This window comes from Fluviibacterium sp. S390 (genome assembly GCF_049800695.1).
GTDB lineage: Bacteria > Pseudomonadota > Alphaproteobacteria > Rhodobacterales > Rhodobacteraceae > Meridianimarinicoccus.
Map to the genome: position 1 here is coordinate 15,215 of NZ_JBNAFN010000027.1, position 17,817 is coordinate 33,031.

Annotated in this window: 19 protein-coding genes; 10 read left to right on the plus strand and 9 right to left on the minus strand. The window is 62.9% G+C overall.

Translation table 11 applies throughout. From position 1 onward, the window contains the following. Positions 1 to 13: 13 nt before the first annotated feature. Together ACP15K_RS17570 and ACP15K_RS17575 are read right to left on the minus strand one after the other, a co-directional pair. Positions 14 to 943, minus strand: coding sequence for a pseudouridine-5'-phosphate glycosidase (locus ACP15K_RS17570; RefSeq protein WP_193141966.1), 930 nt, complete (start codon positions 941 to 943; stop codon positions 14 to 16). Then, positions 940 to 1,836 carry a PfkB family carbohydrate kinase gene (locus ACP15K_RS17575; protein WP_424991149.1) on the minus strand — a complete coding sequence of 299 codons (897 nt, stop codon included), beginning with the start codon at positions 1,834 to 1,836 and terminating at the stop codon, positions 940 to 942. Before ACP15K_RS17575 ends, ACP15K_RS17570 begins: the two co-directional genes overlap by 4 nt. A gap of 263 nt (positions 1,837 to 2,099) precedes the next feature. Here ACP15K_RS17575 and rpsB point away from each other — a divergent pair, with 263 nt between their 5' ends. Further along, positions 2,100 to 2,906, plus strand: a complete 807-nt coding sequence (gene rpsB / locus ACP15K_RS17580) for a 30S ribosomal protein S2 (RefSeq protein WP_394355470.1) — start codon at positions 2,100 to 2,102, stop codon at positions 2,904 to 2,906. A 77-nt stretch (positions 2,907 to 2,983) separates the two neighbouring features. Beyond that, positions 2,984 to 3,859 carry a translation elongation factor Ts gene (tsf, locus tag ACP15K_RS17585; protein ID WP_424991150.1) on the plus strand — a complete coding sequence of 292 codons (876 nt, stop codon included), beginning with the start codon at positions 2,984 to 2,986 and terminating at the stop codon, positions 3,857 to 3,859. Positions 3,860 to 4,235: 376 nt separating this feature from the next. Here tsf and ACP15K_RS17590 read toward each other — a convergent pair whose 3' ends face one another. Both ACP15K_RS17590 and aroQ read right to left on the minus strand, forming a co-directional pair. Next, entirely contained in the window at positions 4,236 to 4,991 is a 756-nt protein-coding gene (locus tag ACP15K_RS17590) for a helix-turn-helix transcriptional regulator (protein WP_193141975.1), read from the minus strand. Further along, on the minus strand, positions 4,988 to 5,431 hold the full coding sequence (gene aroQ, locus ACP15K_RS17595; protein ID WP_193141977.1) for a type II 3-dehydroquinate dehydratase: 444 nt from the start codon (positions 5,429 to 5,431) through the stop codon (positions 4,988 to 4,990). The genes ACP15K_RS17590 and aroQ overlap by 4 nt, the downstream gene beginning before the upstream one ends. Before the next feature lie 289 nt (positions 5,432 to 5,720). On the opposite strand from aroQ, the gene ACP15K_RS17600 reads away from it, so the two are divergent. The 5 genes from ACP15K_RS17600 (at position 5,721) to ACP15K_RS17620 (ending at position 9,302) form a co-directional block, all read left to right on the plus strand. Then, positions 5,721 to 6,353, plus strand: coding sequence for an ATP-dependent Clp protease proteolytic subunit (locus ACP15K_RS17600; protein ID WP_193141979.1), 633 nt, complete (start codon positions 5,721 to 5,723; stop codon positions 6,351 to 6,353). A 130-nt stretch (positions 6,354 to 6,483) separates the two neighbouring features. Beyond that, positions 6,484 to 7,746 (plus strand): ATP-dependent Clp protease ATP-binding subunit ClpX, encoded by a 1,263-nt coding sequence (gene clpX, locus ACP15K_RS17605; RefSeq protein WP_193141980.1) that lies wholly within the window; start codon positions 6,484 to 6,486, stop codon positions 7,744 to 7,746. Between the two features lie 351 nt (positions 7,747 to 8,097). Continuing rightward, positions 8,098 to 8,481 (plus strand): NADH:ubiquinone oxidoreductase subunit NDUFA12, encoded by a 384-nt coding sequence (locus ACP15K_RS17610; RefSeq protein ID WP_193141983.1) that lies wholly within the window; start codon positions 8,098 to 8,100, stop codon positions 8,479 to 8,481. Between the two features lie 18 nt (positions 8,482 to 8,499). Continuing rightward, positions 8,500 to 8,946 carry an outer membrane lipid asymmetry maintenance protein MlaD gene (gene mlaD, locus ACP15K_RS17615; RefSeq protein WP_193141985.1) on the plus strand — a complete coding sequence of 149 codons (447 nt, stop codon included), beginning with the start codon at positions 8,500 to 8,502 and terminating at the stop codon, positions 8,944 to 8,946. Continuing rightward, positions 8,943 to 9,302 (plus strand): DUF2155 domain-containing protein, encoded by a 360-nt coding sequence (locus ACP15K_RS17620; RefSeq protein WP_193141987.1) that lies wholly within the window; start codon positions 8,943 to 8,945, stop codon positions 9,300 to 9,302. The genes mlaD and ACP15K_RS17620 overlap by 4 nt, the downstream gene beginning before the upstream one ends. Here ACP15K_RS17620 and aat read toward each other — a convergent pair. Genes aat through accB form a run of 3 tightly spaced genes read right to left on the minus strand, consistent with a single transcriptional unit; the run spans position 9,266 to position 11,841 of the window. Further along, the gene (gene aat / locus ACP15K_RS17625) at positions 9,266 to 9,907 is read right to left on the minus strand and encodes a leucyl/phenylalanyl-tRNA--protein transferase (RefSeq protein WP_424991151.1); all 642 of its coding nucleotides are present in this window, start codon (positions 9,905 to 9,907) and stop codon (positions 9,266 to 9,268) included. The two genes, ACP15K_RS17620 and aat, sit on opposite strands and share 37 nt — an antisense overlap. 57 nt (positions 9,908 to 9,964) lie before the next feature. Next, positions 9,965 to 11,323 carry an acetyl-CoA carboxylase biotin carboxylase subunit gene (accC, locus tag ACP15K_RS17630; RefSeq protein ID WP_193141991.1) on the minus strand — a complete coding sequence of 453 codons (1,359 nt, stop codon included), beginning with the start codon at positions 11,321 to 11,323 and terminating at the stop codon, positions 9,965 to 9,967. A gap of 8 nt (positions 11,324 to 11,331) precedes the next feature. Continuing rightward, positions 11,332 to 11,841 carry an acetyl-CoA carboxylase biotin carboxyl carrier protein gene (gene accB, locus ACP15K_RS17635; RefSeq protein WP_193141993.1) on the minus strand — a complete coding sequence of 170 codons (510 nt, stop codon included), beginning with the start codon at positions 11,839 to 11,841 and terminating at the stop codon, positions 11,332 to 11,334. Positions 11,842 to 12,108: 267 nt separating this feature from the next. Here accB and ACP15K_RS17640 point away from each other — a divergent pair, with 267 nt between their 5' ends. Next, positions 12,109 to 13,464: an NAD(P)-dependent oxidoreductase gene (locus tag ACP15K_RS17640; protein WP_193141995.1), complete on the plus strand. Its 1,356-nt coding sequence runs from the start codon at positions 12,109 to 12,111 to the stop codon at positions 13,462 to 13,464. A 57-nt stretch (positions 13,465 to 13,521) separates the two neighbouring features. After that, the gene (preA, locus tag ACP15K_RS17645) at positions 13,522 to 14,826 is read left to right on the plus strand and encodes an NAD-dependent dihydropyrimidine dehydrogenase subunit PreA (RefSeq protein ID WP_424991152.1); all 1,305 of its coding nucleotides are present in this window, start codon (positions 13,522 to 13,524) and stop codon (positions 14,824 to 14,826) included. An 84-nt stretch (positions 14,827 to 14,910) separates the two neighbouring features. Here the strand turns inward: preA and ACP15K_RS17650 are convergent, their stop codons facing one another. After that, entirely contained in the window at positions 14,911 to 15,306 is a 396-nt protein-coding gene (locus tag ACP15K_RS17650; protein WP_193142000.1) for a hypothetical protein, read from the minus strand. Between the two features lie 133 nt (positions 15,307 to 15,439). Next, a complete protein-coding gene (locus ACP15K_RS17655; protein WP_424991153.1) occupies positions 15,440 to 16,075 on the minus strand; it encodes a TetR/AcrR family transcriptional regulator in 636 nt (211 codons plus the stop codon). Between the two features lie 130 nt (positions 16,076 to 16,205). Between ACP15K_RS17655 and ACP15K_RS17660 the strand changes: the two genes are divergently transcribed. Then, positions 16,206 to 17,456, plus strand: a complete 1,251-nt coding sequence (locus ACP15K_RS17660) for a Zn-dependent hydrolase (protein ID WP_424991154.1) — start codon at positions 16,206 to 16,208, stop codon at positions 17,454 to 17,456. The last annotated feature ends 361 nt before the right edge of the window (positions 17,457 to 17,817 follow it).

Genomic DNA, 17,817 nt, shown 5'->3' on the forward strand with positions numbered 1-17,817 from the left:
AGGGCGGTCGAATCTAGTTGGCAGGCGCAGGCATTTCTCGGGCGATGCGCGCGGCCAGACGGGCATTGTTCAACACCAGGGCAATGTTTGCAGTCAACGATGCGCCATTGGTCAGTTCGAATATCCGCTGCAACAGATAGGGCGTCAGCCCCTTGGCACTGATGTTGTGGGTGCGGGCATCGGCCTGGGCCTGGGCGATCACCGGGGCCAGAACCTCGGCAGGGATCTCGGCGGATTCCGGGATTGGCTGGGCCACCAGTTGCCCGCCGGGCAGGCCAAGCGCGTGGCGCAGCACCTGGGCGCGGGCGATCTGGGCCGGATCATCCATGCGCAGCGGCGCGGGCATACCCGAGTTGCGGGACCAGAAGGCGGGCAGGGTGTCTTGCCCGACGGTGATTACCGGCACGCCGAGGGTTTCCAGAACCTCGAAGGTCTTGGGCAGGTCAAGGATGGCCTTGGCACCCGCACAGACCACGGTCACCGGGGTTTGCGCCAGCTCCTGCAGGTCGGCGGAAATGTCATAATGCTCGGCCAGACCGGGATGCACGCCACCGACCCCACCGGTTGCAAACACGCTGATGCCCGCCAGCCGCGCGCAGATCATGGTGGCCGCGACCGTTGTGGCGCCGGTGCCGCCTGTGGCCAGGCAGGCCGCCAGATCGGCCCGCGACAGCTTGGCGACATTGCGGGCCTGGGCGAGCTGCTCAAGCGTGTCGTCGTTCAGGCCGATATGGATCTTGCCGTCCAGCACCGCCATCGTGGCCGGAACCGCGCCATTGTCGCGCACCGCCTGTTCCACGGCGCGGGCCGTTTCAAGGTTTTGCGGATACGGCATCCCGTGGGTGATGATGGTGCTTTCCAGCGCCACCAGTGCGGCGCCTTCAGCGCGGGCACGGGACACTTCGTCGGAATACACAAGCGGCAGGGCGGAGAGATCTGTCATGCGATGTCCTGTCCAGAAACGAATGTAGCAGCGGCCTGAAGGGCGGCTTCCAGCGCAAAGGCGCGTTTGTGGCCGGCGGCTTCGGCCGCGATATGGCTGGCCATGAAGGTGTCGCCCGCGCCGGTCACGCAGCGCTGTTCGACGATGGGGGGATGTGCGGTCAGCACCTCGTCGGGGCTGGCATCGGTGGCCGGTCGGGCGCCATCGGTCACCAGAACCCGCGCGCTGCCATTGGCAACCAGCGCCGCCGCGGCTTCGGCGGACGACCGGAATTCGGTGTCATACAGAAGCCCGGCTTCTTCACGATTGATGTACAGCGTGGCCTTGGGTGCAGTCAGGAAAGGCCGCAGCCGCTGGGCCTTGCCGGGGGACGCCGGCACGATGCGCAGGTCGGCGTCGGCAAAGACCGGATCCTCGGCGATCTCGGCCAGCACGGCCTCGGGCAGATTGCCGTCCAGCACCATGACGCCGCGATAGGGCGCCTCGGAACTTGCCAGACGGCCATCGCGGAAGGGCGCCAGAATCTCGCCACCGGCCATTTCCAGGGAATGAGCATCGGCTATGGCCGCGATCAGCCCGTTGGCGCCTTCGACAGCCATGTAGCGGTCGGTGGGCAGATCGGCGCGGCGCAGCACCATCGAGGTATCCACCCCCTTTTTGCGGCAGGCCTGCATCAGTTCTTCGCCGTTGCGATCGGTGCCGATACAGGTCAGCACGGTTGGGCGCGCGCCGAAGCGGACCAGCGTTGCCGCCACGTTCATCGCCACGCCGCCGGTCTGGCGGGTGATCGTGCCGGGGCGATCGTCGCCCAGGCGCATCGGATGGGGATGCCGACCGACAAAATCCCAGAGCACCGAGCCGATACAGGGTATGAGAGACGTGTTCTTAGCCATGGCGCTAGTGAAGCCAATGAGGGCCGGATTGCAAGCGCGGCTTGGACAGATTGCGCGGGTTGACGCCAGAAACCCCGGTGTTGCGGAAATCCACCCCGGTCGATGTCGCTGGCTGCGCCGGGCGCTTGCAATCCCGCCAGCCTTGCTTTAAGGGCACGCACACTTCGCAGGTGGGGCTGGGCCTCTTGGGGGAGAAATCCTCAAAGGTCCGCCGGTTGGGCAAATGCCCCTTGATCCCCGCCGAGGCGTAAACCGGAAAGGATATGGATATGTCGCCTGATTTTACCATGCGCCAGCTGCTTGAAGCTGGTGTGCACTTTGGTCACCAAACCCAACGCTGGAACCCGCGCATGGCGCCGTTCATCTACGGCGACCGCAACGGGATTCACATTCTCGATCTGACGCAGACCGCGCCCATGCTGGACGCCGCGCTGAACGTGATCAAGGAAACCGTCGCCAAGGGTGGCCGGGTTCTGTTCGTCGGCACCAAGCGCCAGGCGCAAAAATCGGTCGCGGAAGCCGCCGAGAAATGTGCCCAGTACTACATGAACCACCGCTGGCTGGGCGGCACGCTCACCAACTGGAAAACCGTTTCCAACTCGATCAACCGCCTGAAGGCGATCGACGAGCAGATGGAAGTCGGCGCTGCTGGCCTGACCAAGAAAGAGCGTCTGGGCATGGAGCGCGAGCAGGCCAAACTGCAGGCCTCGCTGGGCGGGATCCGCGAAATGGGCGGTGTTCCGGACCTTCTGTTCGTCATCGACGTCAAGAAAGAAGATCTGGCCATCAAGGAAGCCAAGAAACTGGGCATCCCGGTCGTGGCCATCGTCGACACCAACTGTTCGCCTGAAGGCGTGGACTACATCATTCCGGGCAACGATGACGCGGCGCGTGCGATTTCGCTGTACTGCGATCTGGTGGCCCGTGCCGCGCTGGACGGTATGACCGCACAGATGGGCGCTGCCGGGATCGACCTGGGTGCCTTCGAAGAGGGCCTGGAAGAAGAAGCGCTGGCCGATGCCGGCGCGGCTGTCGAACCGGCCGCCGAAGAGCAGCCCGCCGAGGGCTGAGCCCCGTCGTCACAGAACTGTCACTCGCCGCGGCCGGTCCGCGGCGGGAAACCCTGCGAGATTTAGGAGAGCCAGACATGGCAATTACAGCAGCACTGGTCAAAGAACTGCGCGACAGCACCGGCGCCGGCATGATGGACGCCAAGAAGGCCCTGACCGAAACCAATGGCGACATGGAAGCGGCCGTCGACTGGCTGCGCACCAAGGGTCTGGCCAAGGCCGCCAAGAAATCGGGCCGCACCGCCGCCGAAGGTCTGGTTGCTCTGGCCGTCGAAGGTGGCAAGGGCGTCGCCGTCGAAGTGAACTCGGAAACCGACTTTGTCGCCAAGAACGCCGAATTCCAGCAGATGGTAAAAGCCATCGCCGACGCTGCGCTGAACGTGTCGGATATCGACGCGCTGGCCGCCGCGGATCTGGGTGGCAAGACCGTGGCCGACACGCTGACCGCAAAGATCGCCACCATCGGCGAGAACATGACCCTGCGCCGCATGGCCAGCGTCGAAGGCAACACCGTGGTGTCCTATGTGCACAACGCGGCCGCCGACGGCATGGGCAAGATCGGTGTGCTGGTCGCGCTGAGCGGTGACGACGAAGCCTTCGGCAAGCAGGTTGCGATGCATGTCGCCGCTGCCAACCCGGCGTCGCTGTCCGAGGCGGATCTGGACCCGGCCGTGGTCGAGAAGGAAAAATCGGTGCAGATCGAGATTGCCCGCGAAAGCGGCAAGCCCGAAGGCGTGATCGAAAAGATGATCGTCGGCCGCATGAAGAAGTTCCTGTCGGAAGTAACCCTGCTGGGCCAGGCTTTCGTGGTGAACCCGGATCTGACCGTGGGTGACGCAGCCAAGGAAGCCGGCGTGGAAATCACCGGTTTCGTGCGCCTGGAAGTGGGCGAAGGCATCGAGAAGGAAGAAGAAGACTTCGCAGCCGAAGTGGCCAAGGCCGTTCAGGGCTGAGACGGTTTACCGGGGGGCGCTGTCGCGGGGCCCTTCGCCTGAAATCGAGACAGACAGTCAAGGGGCGGTTCGAAGTAATTCGAACCGCCCCTTTATCGCTTTCGGAAGCTGTTGCTTGTGGGGATGGGTACAGCCCCCGTTCACGGTTTTGCCCGGACAGCGACGATGAAAAACCACCGTCATCCAGACGCTTCGGACGTATCCGAAGAACCGGGGCTCCGATCGAAATTGCGAAAGGACGCCCCGGCATATTCCCCGGTTGTAAAACCGCCAGCGTGGGAACCCGTAAATTTTCGCGCATTTCACAGGATTTTGAAAGTGCGGAATTCCCGACCGGGCAGAAATTCCCAAATTTCCCGTAAAAAGTGTGCGGACATCAAGCCTTTGCGTCGATCAAAAATATCTGGTTCTTGAGCGAGGCTTTCATGACCGCTTGTGCGGTGGTGTCGACCTCAAGCGCTTCTCGCGCGAGTCTCAGGTGTTTTTCCACAGTGGCCGGGGTGAGTCCGATGATCGTGGCGATGTCCTGCGTGGTCTTGCCGTCGCCCACCCATTCCAGAACTTCCCGCTGCCGCTTGGTCAGGGCCCGGCGCGAGCCGTTGTGCGGCAGCGAGGTCAGCTTCAAGTGCGCCACATTGCACAGCGCCTCGATCTGGCGGCCATGTTCGCTCCAGACCGCGTCGACCTGGTCCTGCGACCGTCCTTCCCGTGCGGTCAGCGCCATGGCCCCGCGATAGCGGTACGAGATATGCGGGAAGCTGATGGTATAGCCGGCCGTGATACCCATCGACTGGTTGAACATCACGACCTTTTGTTCGGCAGGGGTCATGCTGTGCCGATGATCGCGAATCCAGCTCCAGCTGCAGGCGCCGACGTTTTCGCTGGACCAGCGGACCATGGGGGCGTGGAAATACATAGCCTCACCGACAAACCGGTCGGTGTACCGGGCTTCATGGTTGGTCAGGATCAAAAGATCCTGGGGATCGCCGAAGCCGCTTTGGGTCTTGTAGCGGGTGAAGCCGTACATCAGCCGGTCGAACCCGTAGTCGCCCAGCCGCACCACCAGACGATCCCAGACGTCTTCCACCGCGGTGGCGTTGATGAAAACCTCGATGTCGTCCAGAAGCGTCATGTTGTGGCCTCGATATGTGCCAGAAGTGCCCGGATGGCCAGGTCATAGCCTGCCGGACCGAAGCCGCAGATCTGACCCACGGCCACCGGCGCGATCCAGGATTTGTGGCGGAAACTCTCGCGGGCGTGGATGTTGGACAGATGCAACTCGACCACCGGCAGTTCGACGGACTGGATGGCATCCATCAGGGCAATCGATGTGTGGGTCAGGGCGCCGGCGTTCAGGATGATCCCGTCGCGGGTGGTGCGCGCTGCGTGGATCTGATCGATCAGCGCCCCTTCGTGGTTGCTTTGATAGCAGGTGACCTCGGCCCCGAGGGCCGCACCGGTCTGACGGCACAGATCTTCCACATCGGCCAATGTCGTCGCGCCGTAGACCTCGGGCTGGCGAATGCCCAGCAAGTTCAGGTTCGGCCCGTTCAAGACAAGTAACTGTTTCATTCCACACCCTTTGCTGCGGATCATAAGGTTGCCCGAGGGAAACTGTCGAGAGGCCGCATGCCTGGAACCGACAATTAACATTTCAATGTTCACGTCGGAAGTGGTCGGCGTGCGCCCATCCGTGACCGCGCGTCAGGGCAATCCCGAAGGCACGAGGAATTGAAAATGTTTTCGTCAACTTTGAGGCTCTTGCCATCTTCGTGGGCAGAGCGGCCCTTGCAGCCCCCCAGAGCCGCGACTAAGACTCCCCAGAGACAAGCGGCGCAGCCCCGAGCAGAAGGCACTTCCCATGCAAGATCCCTATGAGACCTATATGAACACCCTCGTGCCGATGGTGGTCGAACAGACCTCTCGCGGGGAGCGCGCCTATGATATTTTCTCGCGGCTGTTGAAAGAGCGGATCATCTTCCTGTCCGGCCCGGTGCATGACGGTATGTCGAGCCTGATCGTCGCCCAGTTGCTGCACCTTGAAGCGGAGAACCCGTCCAAGGAAATCTCCATGTATATCAACAGCCCAGGCGGTGTTGTGACCTCGGGCCTGTCGATTTATGACACCATGCAGTACATCAAGCCGGCGGTGTCGACCCTGGTGATCGGGCAGGCGGCGTCGATGGGATCGCTGCTGCTGACCGCCGGGCAGAAGGACATGCGGTTCTCGTTGCCCAACAGCCGGGTGATGGTGCACCAGCCCTCGGGCGGCTACCAGGGGCAGGCCACCGACATCATGATCCACGCCCAGGAAACCCAGAAGCTGAAAACCCGGCTGAACGAGATCTACGTGAAGCACACCGGGCAGGATATCGCCACCGTCGAGGCAGCGCTTGAGCGTGACAACTTCATGTCGCCTGCAGATGCCAAGGACTGGGGTCTGATCGACGAGATTGTGGAAAGCCGTGCGGCGCTGCCGACGGACAAGGACTAACCCCTTCGGGCCCGGTGCGGACCGTAAGGAAATTTGACATTGTGGGCGGCCTTGTGCTGACCTAACCTTGCTGAGTGTGCGGCCCGGCCGCACGCCAGCCTGCCACGTAAAGTGGCGTCGGAGGATATGGATGGCGAACAATTCGAGCGGCGACAGCAAGAACACCCTCTATTGCAGCTTCTGCGGCAAAAGCCAGCATGAGGTTCGCAAGCTGATTGCCGGTCCGACCGTGTTCATTTGCGATGAGTGCGTCGAACTGTGCATGGACATCATTCGGGAGGAAACCAAGACCTCCGGACTGAAGTCCTCGGAAGGTGTACCGACGCCGAAAGAGATCTGTGAAGTTCTGGATGACTATGTGATCGGACAGTCGCATGCCAAGCGCGTGCTGTCGGTGGCCGTCCACAACCACTACAAACGATTGAACCACGCCGGCAAGTCCGAGGTGGAGCTGGCCAAGTCGAACATCCTGCTGATCGGTCCCACCGGTTGCGGCAAGACGTTGCTGGCGCAGACGCTGGCGCGCATTCTGGATGTGCCCTTTACGATGGCCGATGCCACGACACTGACCGAAGCCGGTTACGTGGGCGAGGATGTCGAGAACATCATCCTGAAGCTGTTGCAGGCGTCGGAATACAATGTCGAACGCGCACAGCGCGGCATTGTCTATATTGACGAGGTCGACAAGATCACCCGCAAGTCGGACAATCCCTCGATCACCCGTGACGTTTCGGGCGAAGGTGTCCAGCAGGCGCTGCTGAAGATCATGGAAGGCACCGTGGCCTCGGTTCCGCCGCAGGGCGGCCGCAAGCATCCACAGCAGGAATTCCTGCAGGTGGACACCACGAACATCCTGTTCATCTGCGGCGGTGCTTTCGCGGGGCTCGACAAGATCATCGCGCGCCGCGGCAAGGGCTCGGCCATCGGCTTTGGTGCCGATGTGCGGGACGAGGAAGGCCGGGGCATCGGCGAGATCTTCCAGGAGCTGGAGCCGGAAGACCTGCTGAAATTCGGTCTGATCCCGGAATTCGTCGGGCGTCTGCCGGTCATTGCCACGCTGCAGGATCTGGACGAGGACGCGCTGGTCACCATCCTGACCCAGCCGAAGAACGCGCTGGTGAAGCAGTACCAGCGCCTGTTCGATCTGGAAGAGACCAAGCTGTCCTTCACCGACGATGCGCTCAGGGCGATCTCGCGCCGCGCGATCCAGCGCAAGACCGGCGCGCGTGGCCTGCGTTCGATCATGGAAGACATTCTTCTGGACACGATGTTCGACCTGCCGACCGCAGAAGGGGTCGAGGAGGTTGTGGTCAATGAAGAGGCGGTCAATTCCGATGCATCGCCGCTGCTGATCTATGCCGATCGCAAGGAAGAACCTGTCTCGGCGGGCTGAGCGTCGCATATGATGACATGAAGAAGGCGCCGCAAGGCGTCTTTTTTATTGGAAAAACTTTGGATTGGACGTGGGGCTTCCGGAAAGGAAACGGGGCACGATTGCTGAAAATCGCGCCCCGTGCCGGTGCATGAAATGCACCAGCCTCCCCACGGCCCGAAACTGACATGCGAGCGAACCTGCGGCCACCGTGCGTGCGTATAGCGCACTGCTCTTTTGAGAATCCTCCTATCCTTTCGTATAGTCTGTGGTGCCGGGGGGCGGGTCGTTCCGGACTGGCCCCGCGTCTATATTGGCTCTGGACCTGCGCCTCTGTCTGGGCCATGAACGAGCAAAGAGCAGAGGTATCCCATGGCCATTCTTGACACTCTCCTCCGGTCCGTCACCTGGTGGAACAGCCAGACCATCGGCACCCAGTTGTTCACCCGCCGCAATGGCGTGAAAGTCGGTGAAGACGAACAGGGCAACATCTTCTACGAAACACGTGACAAGGCGCGTCGCTGGGTGATCTTCAATGGCGAAGCCGAAGCCAGCCGTGTGTCCGCCGAATGGCACGGATGGCTGCATCACACATGGGATCAGCCGCCGACCGAGTCGCCGCTGCCCCGCAAATCATGGGAAAAGCCGCATCAGGAAAACCTGACCGGCACCGCGATGGCCTATGCGCCCGTGGGCTCCCTGCGTCGCGCCGATCCGGTGGCGCGGCAAGACTACGAAGCCTGGTCGCCGGAATAACGCGCGGAGCATACCCCCATGTCTGAAACGCGAGCAGAGCTTGCCGTCGGTGCCCTGGTCCTGGCCGTGGCGGTTGCATTCGTGGCCTATGCCGTCACGTCCGTTGGCGCGGTGCAATCGCGCGCCGGATACGATCTTGTTGCCAGCTTCCGCTCGGCCGAGGGGATCAGCGTCGGCACCGACGTGCGCCTTGCCGGGGTCAAGATCGGGTCGGTTACCGATCTGTCGCTGAACCCCCAGACCTTCCGCGCCGATGCCAACCTGTCGATTCAGGACCACGTGATCCTGCCCGACGACAGTTCGGTCATCATCGCGTCCGAAGGGCTTCTGGGCGGCAATTTCGTCGAGATTCAGCCCGGCGGATCGCCGTTCAACTATGAATCCGGCGACGAAGTCTCCAATACCCAGGGCGCCATCAGCCTGATCGAACTGCTGTCCAAATTCGTCGGGGGCGGCGACTCGTGAAAGCCCTTCTGACGGGGCTTTTCACCCTCGCTCTCGCCAGCACGGCGCAGGCCGAGCAGGTTGAAAATGGGCGTGTCGCGGAATTGCGCGCGCTTGATCGGCTGTCCGGCGAGTTGAATGAATTCAAGGTGCCTGCGGGATCAGAGGTGGTCCTGGATCGCCTGCGGATCGGCGTCATCGAATGCCGCTATCCGGTCAACAACCCTGCCGGCGACGCCTATGCCTTCCTGCTGATCCGCAGTACCGAAACCGGCGATACGCTGTTCGAAGGCTGGATGGTGGCCTCGTCCCCGGCGCTGAACGCCTTCGATCACATGCGTTACGACGTCTGGGTCATCCGCTGCACCAACTCCTGAGGTGGCGGTATTTCCGGGGTGCTGAAATCCGCAGGTCGCGCGACTGCGGTCTCCAGGCGCTGGTGATACTCGGCGCGTGTGATCTCGACCGCACCCAGCCGGGACAGATGCGGCGTTATGAACTGGGTGTCGAACAGGGTGAACCCGGCGTGCGCCAATCGGTCGACCAGAAAGGCCAGCGCTGTTTTCGAGGCATTGTCCCGCCGCGAAAACATGCTTTCGCCGAAGAACGCCCCGCCCAGGGCAACCCCATACACACCGCCAATCAACTGGTTGTCCTGCCAGATTTCCAATGAATGGGCATGGCCCATGCGGTGCAACTGAAGATACAGATCAAAGATCGTGGCGTTGATCCAGGTTTCAGGCCGGTCCGCGCAAGCCTCGACCGTGGCCGCGAAGTCGCGGTTGATTGCCACGTCGAACCCGCCGCGCCGAACATGGCGTGCCAGGGATCGCGACATGTGGAACTGATCCAGTGGCAGGATCCCGCGATGGCGGGGATCGACCCAGAAGATCTCGGGGTCTTCGCGGGATTCCGCCATGGGAAAGACGCCCAAGGCATAGGCCTTCAGCAGGATGTCCGGGGTGATGTCACGGCGATCCATGGCGCGGGCCATCCTTTCGCCGCCCGTTGCGCACCGATGCGCAGGGCGGCGAAAAAGTCAGGCGTTGCTCGTCAGATCCGCGCGTTCAAGCCAGGTTTCCAGCCAGTGAATGTCATAGTCACCGGTCAGAATGGCCCGTTCGCGCAGCAGGTGGCGGAACAACGGCAAGGTGGTGTCGATGCCGTCGATGATCAATTCGCTCAGGGCGCGGTCCAGCCGCGCGATGGCCTCGGGCCGATCCCGACCGTGGACGATCAACTTGCCGATCAGGCTGTCATAGTAAGGCGGGATCGCATAGCCGTTGTAGAGCGCGGAATCCATTCGTACGCCCAACCCGCCCGGCGCGTGATAGGCCGAGATCCGGCCCGGACAGGGGCTGAAATTCGGCAACTTCTCGGCGTTGATCCGCACTTCGATGGAATGGCCGTTGATCTGCAGATCGTCCTGCGTGAACGACAGCGGCAGACCAGAGGCAACACGGATCTGTTCGCGCACGAGATCGACACCGAAGATCGACTCGGTCACCGGGTGTTCCACCTGCAGACGGGTGTTCATCTCGATGAAGAAGAACTCGCCATCCTCGAACAGGAACTCGATGGTGCCGGCGCCGGCATAGTTGATGGCGGCCACGGCCTCGGCGCAGACCTTGCCGATACGGGCGCGGGTCTCGGCATCGATGGCGGGGCCTGGGGCTTCTTCGAACACCTTCTGGTGCCGGCGCTGCAGCGAACAGTCACGTTCGCCCAGATGCACGGCGTTGCCCTTGCCGTCGCCAAAGACCTGCACTTCGATGTGGCGCGGCTTGCCGAGGTATTTTTCAAGATACACCTCGTCGTTGCCAAAGGCCGCCTTGGCCTCGGACCGCGCGGTGCTGAACGCGTTGGACATTTCTTCGGCCGAACGGGCCAGTTTCATGCCGCGTCCGCCGCCCCCGGCGGTGGCCTTGACCAGAACCGGATAGCCGAACTCCTCGCCGATGCGCAGGGCGTCCTCAAGGGTGGGCACGCCGCCATCGGATCCGGGCACGCAAGGCACACCCAGCTTCTTCATGGTGTCCTTGGCGGTGATCTTGTCGCCCATCAGGCGGATATGCTCGGGGTCGGGGCCGATGAAGGTCAGCCCGTGATCCTGTACCGCCTGAACGAATTTTTCGTTCTCGGACAAGAAGCCGTAACCGGGATGGATCGCCTCGGCGCCGGTGATCTCGCAGGCCGAGATGATGGCGGGGACCAGCAGATAGCTTTGGTTGGCAGGGGGCGGGCCGATGCAGATGGCTTCGTCGGCCATGCGCACATGCATGGCATCGGCGTCGGCGGTGGAATGCACGGCCACGCTGGTGATGCCCATTTCACGGCAGGCCCGGATGACTCGCAGAGCGATTTCGCCGCGATTCGCGATAAGGATCTTCTTGAACATGGGACGGCTCACTCGAGAATGACGAGCGGAGCGCCGAATTCTACCGGAGATCCATCTTCGACCAGAATGCGCGAGATGGTCCCGGACCGCGGGGCGGGGATCTGGTTCATGGTCTTCATGGCTTCGACGATCAGCAGGGTCTGGCCTTCCGATACGGTCTGGCCAACGCTGATGAAAGGTTCAGAACCCGGTTCGGCTTGCAGATAGACCGTGCCCACCATCGGCGAAGTCACGGCACCGGGATGGCTGGCCGGATCGGCCGCAGCGCCCGCATCGGGGGCCGCGCTGGCCGCAGCGGCGGCGGCCGGGGCAGCGGCAGAGGCCGCAGGCGCTGCCGCAACAGGCTGGACGATGTTCTGGACAGGGGCCGCTTGCAGCACGCGGGAGACGCGGACATTCAGGGCGCTGTCTTCGCCGTATTCGCGTTTGACCTGAAGCTCGGTCAGGTCGTTTTCCCGCAAGAGCTCCGCAAGTGCGCGAATGAATTCAACATCATCGCCGTGGGAATTGCCTGTCATCTTACCCTCGCTTTTGGTCGGTCTGGTTCGCCGGTTCATTGCCGTGCCAATGCCGCGTCTTACACCTTAACGCATTCGGTGAAAAGCGATGCGCTGCAATATTCTCCAGCGGTCGGGGTGTGGTTTGCCGCAACAGAAGCCTTGATTTTTCGATCTTTGCTGGCAACGCTGCGAGCTTACCCTGTGTGTCAGGCATGACCTTGGCCACCGGGAAGCCGCCAAGCGGGATCAAAACCCGTCGCAACACAAGGATTCGGGGAGTTAACGATGTCCAATTCCGAGACCACACCAGGAGTGGTGCCCGGTCGTCTGGCCGACGCCGCCTACAAATCGAATTTCGACGATCTTTACGGGCCGCTGGATGCGCATGAGGCGGTGGTGGCTGCCGATCGCTGCTATTTCTGTCACGACGCGCCTTGCGTGACGGCCTGCCCGACCTCGATCGACATTCCACTGTTCATCCGCCAGATCCAGACCGGGATGCCGAAGGCCGCCGGGCGCACGATCTTTGACCAGAACATTCTGGGCGGCATGTGCGCGCGGGTCTGTCCGACGGACATCCTGTGCGAGGGCGCCTGCGTGCGTGAAGCGGCCGAGGGCAAGCCGGTGCTGATCGGTCGGTTGCAGCGGTTTGCAACTGACACGGTCATGGACAGCGGCGCGCATCCCTACAGCCGCGCCCCGTCGACCGGGTTCAGGGTGGCCGTGGTCGGGGCCGGTCCGGCCGGTCTGGCCTGTGCGCATCGTCTGGCCATGAACGGCCATGACGTCGATCTGATGGACGCGCGGCCCAAGCTCGGCGGGCTGAACGAATACGGCATCGCCGCCTACAAGGCACCCGACGGTTTTGCGCAGGCCGAGGTGGATTGGCTGATGCAGATCGGCGGCATCACCATGCGCACCAATGTGCGACTGGGCCGCGAATTGGCCCTGTCCGAGCTTCAGGATGACTACGACGCGGTGTTCCTCGGGGTCGGTCTGGCCGGTGTCAACGCGCTGCGGGCCGAGGGCGAGGAGCATGACAACGTGCATGACGCGGTGGATTTCATCGCCGAGCTGCGGCAGGCCCCGGACAAGAGCAAGATTCCCGTGGGCCGTGACGTGGTGGTGATCGGCGGCGGCATGACCGCCGTGGATGCCGCCGTGCAGTCCAAGCTTCTGGGGGCGGAAACCGTGTCGTTGGTCTATCGCCGCGATCAGGCGCAGATGGGCGCGTCGGAACATGAACAGTTGCACGCGGCCTCGAAGGGCGTGCGCATCATCACCGGGGCGGCTCCGCTTCGGGTGCTGGGCGACGGCGTCGTCACCGGGGTCGAATTCGCCTATACCGAGCAGGGGCCGGAGGGGCTGGTGCTGACCGACAACACCTTCCACCTGAAAGCGGACCAGGTGTTCAAGGCCATCGGCCAGCGCCTGGACGAAGCGCCGGGCGGGCTGCAACTGGATGGCAGCAAGATCACCGTATCCGGGGCGGGGCGCACCTCGCTGCCCGGCGTGTGGGCCGGGGGCGACTGCGCCGCCGGGGGCGATGATCTGACCGTCACCGCCGTGGCCGAGGGCCGCGACGCTGCCGAGGACATTCATGCCACGCTGATGGGGCAAGCCTCCGTCGCCGCCGAATAAACAGACAAGGCCCCGTCAGCGGGCCGGGCGCCAAGGCGCCGCAACCGGGAGAATACCATGGCCGATCTGTCGACCGACTTTCTGGGCATCAAGTCACCAAACCCGTTCTGGCTGGCCTCGGCGCCGCCCACGGACAAGGAATACAACGTGCGCCGCGCCTTCGAGGCCGGCTGGGGCGGAGTGGTCTGGAAGACCCTCGGCCAGGATCCGCACATCGTGAACGTGAACGGCCCGCGCTATGGCGCGGTCTGGGGCGCCGACCGCCGCCTTCTGGGGCTTAACAACATCGAGTTGATCACAGACCGCCCGCTGGACGTGAACCTGCGCGAGATCAAGGCGGTCAAGCGCGATTACCCCGACCGGGCGATGATCGTTTCGCTGATGGTGCCCTGCGAGGAACAGGCGTGGAAGGACATCCTGCCGCTGGTCGAAGACACCGGTGCCGACGGAATCGAGTTGAACTTCGGCTGTCCGCACGGGATGAGCGAACGCGGCATGGGCGCCGCCGTGGGGCAGGTGCCCGAGTACATCGAGATGGTGGCGCGCTGGTGCAAGCAGAACACCCGCATGCCGGTGATCGTGAAGCTGACCCCGAACATCACCGACATCCGCTATCCGGCGCGTGCGGCCAAGGCGGGCGGCGCCGATGCGGTCAGCCTGATCAACACGGTCAGTTCGATCACGGCGGTCGATCTGGACAGTTTCAGCCCCGAGCCCTCGATCGACGGCAAGGGCAGCCACGGCGGCTATTGCGGCCCGGCGGTCAAGCCCATCGCTTTGAACATGGTGGCCGAGATCGCCCGCGATGCCGAAACCCAAGGCCTGCCGATCAGCGGCATCGGTGGCATCACCACCTGGCGCGATGCGGCAGAGTTCATCGCCCTTGGCTGCGGCAACGTGCAGGTCTGCACGGCGGCCATGACCTATGGCTTCAAGGTGGTGCAGGAGATGGCCGCAGGCCTGTCAGAGTGGATGGACGAGAAAGGCTATGCCTCGATCGCCGATTTCCAGGGCCGCGCGGTGCCCAATGTGACCGACTGGCAGTTTCTGAACCTGAACTACGTGGCGAAGGCGAAGATCGACCAGGAGTCCTGCATCAAGTGCGGCCGCTGCTATGCCGCCTGCGAGGACACCAGCCACCAGGCCATCGCCATGTCCGACGACCGGGTGTTCACGGTGAAGGACGACGAATGCGTGGCCTGCAACCTGTGCGTCAACGTCTGCCCGGTGGACGGCTGCATCACCATGGAACAGATGGCGGCAGGCCAGACCGACCCAAGGACCGGACAGGTGGTCAGCGATGACTACGCCAACTGGACGACCCATCCCAACAATCCCGGCGCGGTCAAAGCGGCCGAGTAGCCAGCCCCACAGGGCGCCCGGATGCATGTGACAACGGCCACGCTGGCAAGCGTGGCCGTTTTCGTTGTCGATCCGAACCCGTGCTCAGACCTTCATGTTCAGCGTCGCGCCATCGGGCAGGGCCATGGTGCTTTGACCGTCGGCCATGGGCGAGGACTCGGCTGCGCGGGCGCTTTCTTCCTGCAGGTTCTGGAAGATCTCGCGCAGATGCTCGAACCCCTTGGTGATGTTTTCCATCCGGTCGAAGGCGCGGACGTTTTCGGTCGCACCGGTGACGCGGTTGTCATAGCGGTCGCTGTCGGCGTGGGTGCTGGCGTTGGCTTGTACGATGATTTCGGCCATGGGGGAGACGATCTCCTGATGCAATTCGACCACGGGCACGGTGGCTTTGGCCGCAACGGCCATCGGACGGGCCGCAACAGGCATCACGCGACGGGCAGCGGGTGCATAGGCGGCGGCGGTGATGGCGATTGCGGTCATGTCGAAAACTCCACTCGTGCTTGTCTAAACTTTGAGTAGATTACCGCATCCATTCGACAGATGGGGCGGAAGGTGGAGTTGAGGTTAATTTTAGCGGTATTTGTCGAGGAGACCGTTCAAACCCGCGCGCAGGTCAGCCGGGCGAAACGCCGATGCCCTTCAGGATGATGCGGCGCACGTTGGTCTTGGCCACCTCCCATTGCGCGTCGTCCAGCGGCGCGCCGTTGTTCAACGTCTCGATCTGGTGGCCGAAATCGGCGTAGTGCTGGGTGGTGGCCCAGATCATGTAGAGCAGATGCCGGGGATCGACCGGGTCCATCCGGCCTTCGGCAATCCAGCTTTCGATCAGTGCGATGCGCCCGTCGGTCCAGACGTTCAGGGTTGATTCCAGCCATTCCTGGATGACCGGGGCGCGGTGCATGACTTCGGAGGCCCAGACCTTGGACCCGGCGGGATGGCGGCGCGAGATTTCCATCTTGGCATCGATATAGGCGCCGATGCCCTCGGCCGGCCCGTCCGAGTTTTCAAAGACATTGGCCGCGTCCAGCCAGATCTGGAAAATCGTCTCGACCACCCTGCGATACAGCTCGTCCTTGGTGGGAAAATAGTAATGCAGGTTGGCTTTCGGCAACCCGGCCACATCCGCGATCAACTGCATGGTCGCCCCGCCATAGCCGGCCTCGGCAAAGACTTTTTCCGCCGCTTGCAGAATCAGCGCCTCGTTTTCGGCCCGAATGTTTTTCTTGCGCTTGTGGGCGGTGTCGGGCACGGGCTTCGGCCCTCCTGTAATCTGTTGACCGGTGCGAATTGCTGTGCTTCGTTGATCCTGACCATATGGTCAGGAAATCTGTTGACGCAAGCGCCGCGATCCCCGACCCACCAAGACGCAGGAGAGCCCCATGCCCGCCCCCGGAGAAAACCTGAAGATCAACGGAGAGCGGCTGTGGGACAGCCTGATGGAGATGGCCAAGATCGGCCCCGGCATTGCCGGCGGCAACAATCGCCAGACCCTGACCGACGCCGATGCCGAAGGCCGTGCCCTGTTCCAGAAATGGTGCGAAGAGGCCGGGATGACCATGGGCGTCGATCAGATGGGCACCATGTTCGCCCGTCGCGAGGGCACGGATCCCGACGCGCTGCCGGTCTATGTCGGCTCGCATCTGGATACCCAGCCCACGGGCGGAAAATACGACGGGGTTCTGGGCGTGCTGGGCGGGCTTGAGATTATTCGCAGCCTCAACGATCTGGGCATCAAGACCAAACATCCCATCGTCGTGACCAACTGGACCAATGAGGAAGGCACCCGCTTTGCCCCGGCCATGCTGGCCTCGGGCGTGTTCGCCGGCATCCACACCCAGGACTGGGCCTATGAGCGCGAGGATGCCGAGGGCAAGACCTTTGGCGACGAACTGGCGCGCATCGGCTGGAAGGGCGAGGAAACGGTCGGCACCCGCAAGATGCATGCCTTTTTCGAGCTGCACATCGAACAGGGTCCGATCCTGGAAGCCGAAGGCAAGGATATCGGCGTGGTCACCCATGGCCAGGGGTTGAGCTGGACCGAGGTGACCATCACCGGCAAGGAATCCCACACCGGATCGACCCCCATGCCCATGCGCCGCAACGCGGGACTGGCCATGGCGCGGGTGCTGGAACTGGTCGATGAGATCGCGCTCAGCCATGCCCCCGATGCGGTGGGCGCGGCGGGTCACATCGACGTCTACCCGAATTCGCGCAACGTGATCCCCGGCAAGGTGGTGTTCACGGTCGATTTCCGCTGTCCCGACCTGGCGGTGATCCAGGACATGGAACAGCGGCTGATCGACGGCGGCAACGAGATTTGCGACGACATGGGCATGGCCATCGAGTTCGAAAAGGTCGGCGGTTTCGATCCGGTCAAATTCGACGCGACCTGTGTTGCCGCCGTGCGCAATGCCGCCGAACGGCTGGGCTATTCGCATCGCGACATCATCTCGGGCGCGGGCCATGACGCCTGCTGGATCAACCGCGTCGCACCCACGGCCATGGTGATGTGCCCCTGTGTCGATGGGCTCAGCCACAACGAGGCCGAAGAGATCAGCCCCGAATGGGCCGCTGCGGGGGCAAATGTCCTGTTTCACGCGGTGGTTGAGACCGCTCAGATTGTAGAGTGATGCGCAGCGTGCGCCGGCACCCCCTGTCAAGTCGTGAACCCATGCCGCAGGTGGCGCGCCGCATGGCTCGGGCGGCTTCGGGTTTCGTGGTATATTCATCGTGTGGCCTTGAAGGAGGCAACGATGAAACACTGGACTGCACTCCTGTGCGGGGTTCTGGTTTCGGCACAAATGGCCGTGGCCGAAGATCGGCGGACCAATACGGCCCCACCCCGTGCAACACCCACCATCCTGCACCCCGTGCAATACGGACAATGCTGGCAGCAATACGGCCCCTACGCGACGCAAAATCGCGCGTGGGAGGTCTGGCGGCAGGCACGGTCGCAGGGATACGAAGTCAGCAACGGCGTGACCCCTTGCT

Coding starts and splice junctions, on each gene's coding strand:
- ACP15K_RS17570 (WP_193141966.1), bottom strand. CDS start 943: ATGACAGATCTCTCCGCCCTGCCGCTTGTGTATTCCGACGAAGTGTCC.
- ACP15K_RS17575 (WP_424991149.1), bottom strand. CDS start 1,836: ATGGCTAAGAACACGTCTCTCATACCCTGTATCGGCTCGGTGCTCTGG.
- rpsB (WP_394355470.1), top strand. CDS start 2,100: ATGGATATGTCGCCTGATTTTACCATGCGCCAGCTGCTTGAAGCTGGT.
- tsf (WP_424991150.1), top strand. CDS start 2,984: ATGGCAATTACAGCAGCACTGGTCAAAGAACTGCGCGACAGCACCGGC.
- ACP15K_RS17590 (WP_193141975.1), bottom strand. CDS start 4,991: ATGACGCTTCTGGACGACATCGAGGTTTTCATCAACGCCACCGCGGTG.
- aroQ (WP_193141977.1), bottom strand. CDS start 5,431: ATGAAACAGTTACTTGTCTTGAACGGGCCGAACCTGAACTTGCTGGGC.
- ACP15K_RS17600 (WP_193141979.1), top strand. CDS start 5,721: ATGCAAGATCCCTATGAGACCTATATGAACACCCTCGTGCCGATGGTG.
- clpX (WP_193141980.1), top strand. CDS start 6,484: ATGGCGAACAATTCGAGCGGCGACAGCAAGAACACCCTCTATTGCAGC.
- ACP15K_RS17610 (WP_193141983.1), top strand. CDS start 8,098: ATGGCCATTCTTGACACTCTCCTCCGGTCCGTCACCTGGTGGAACAGC.
- mlaD (WP_193141985.1), top strand. CDS start 8,500: ATGTCTGAAACGCGAGCAGAGCTTGCCGTCGGTGCCCTGGTCCTGGCC.
- aat (WP_424991151.1), bottom strand. CDS start 9,907: ATGGATCGCCGTGACATCACCCCGGACATCCTGCTGAAGGCCTATGCC.
- accC (WP_193141991.1), bottom strand. CDS start 11,323: ATGTTCAAGAAGATCCTTATCGCGAATCGCGGCGAAATCGCTCTGCGA.
- accB (WP_193141993.1), bottom strand. CDS start 11,841: ATGACAGGCAATTCCCACGGCGATGATGTTGAATTCATTCGCGCACTT.
- ACP15K_RS17640 (WP_193141995.1), top strand. CDS start 12,109: ATGTCCAATTCCGAGACCACACCAGGAGTGGTGCCCGGTCGTCTGGCC.
- preA (WP_424991152.1), top strand. CDS start 13,522: ATGGCCGATCTGTCGACCGACTTTCTGGGCATCAAGTCACCAAACCCG.
- ACP15K_RS17650 (WP_193142000.1), bottom strand. CDS start 15,306: ATGACCGCAATCGCCATCACCGCCGCCGCCTATGCACCCGCTGCCCGT.
- ACP15K_RS17660 (WP_424991154.1), top strand. CDS start 16,206: ATGCCCGCCCCCGGAGAAAACCTGAAGATCAACGGAGAGCGGCTGTGG.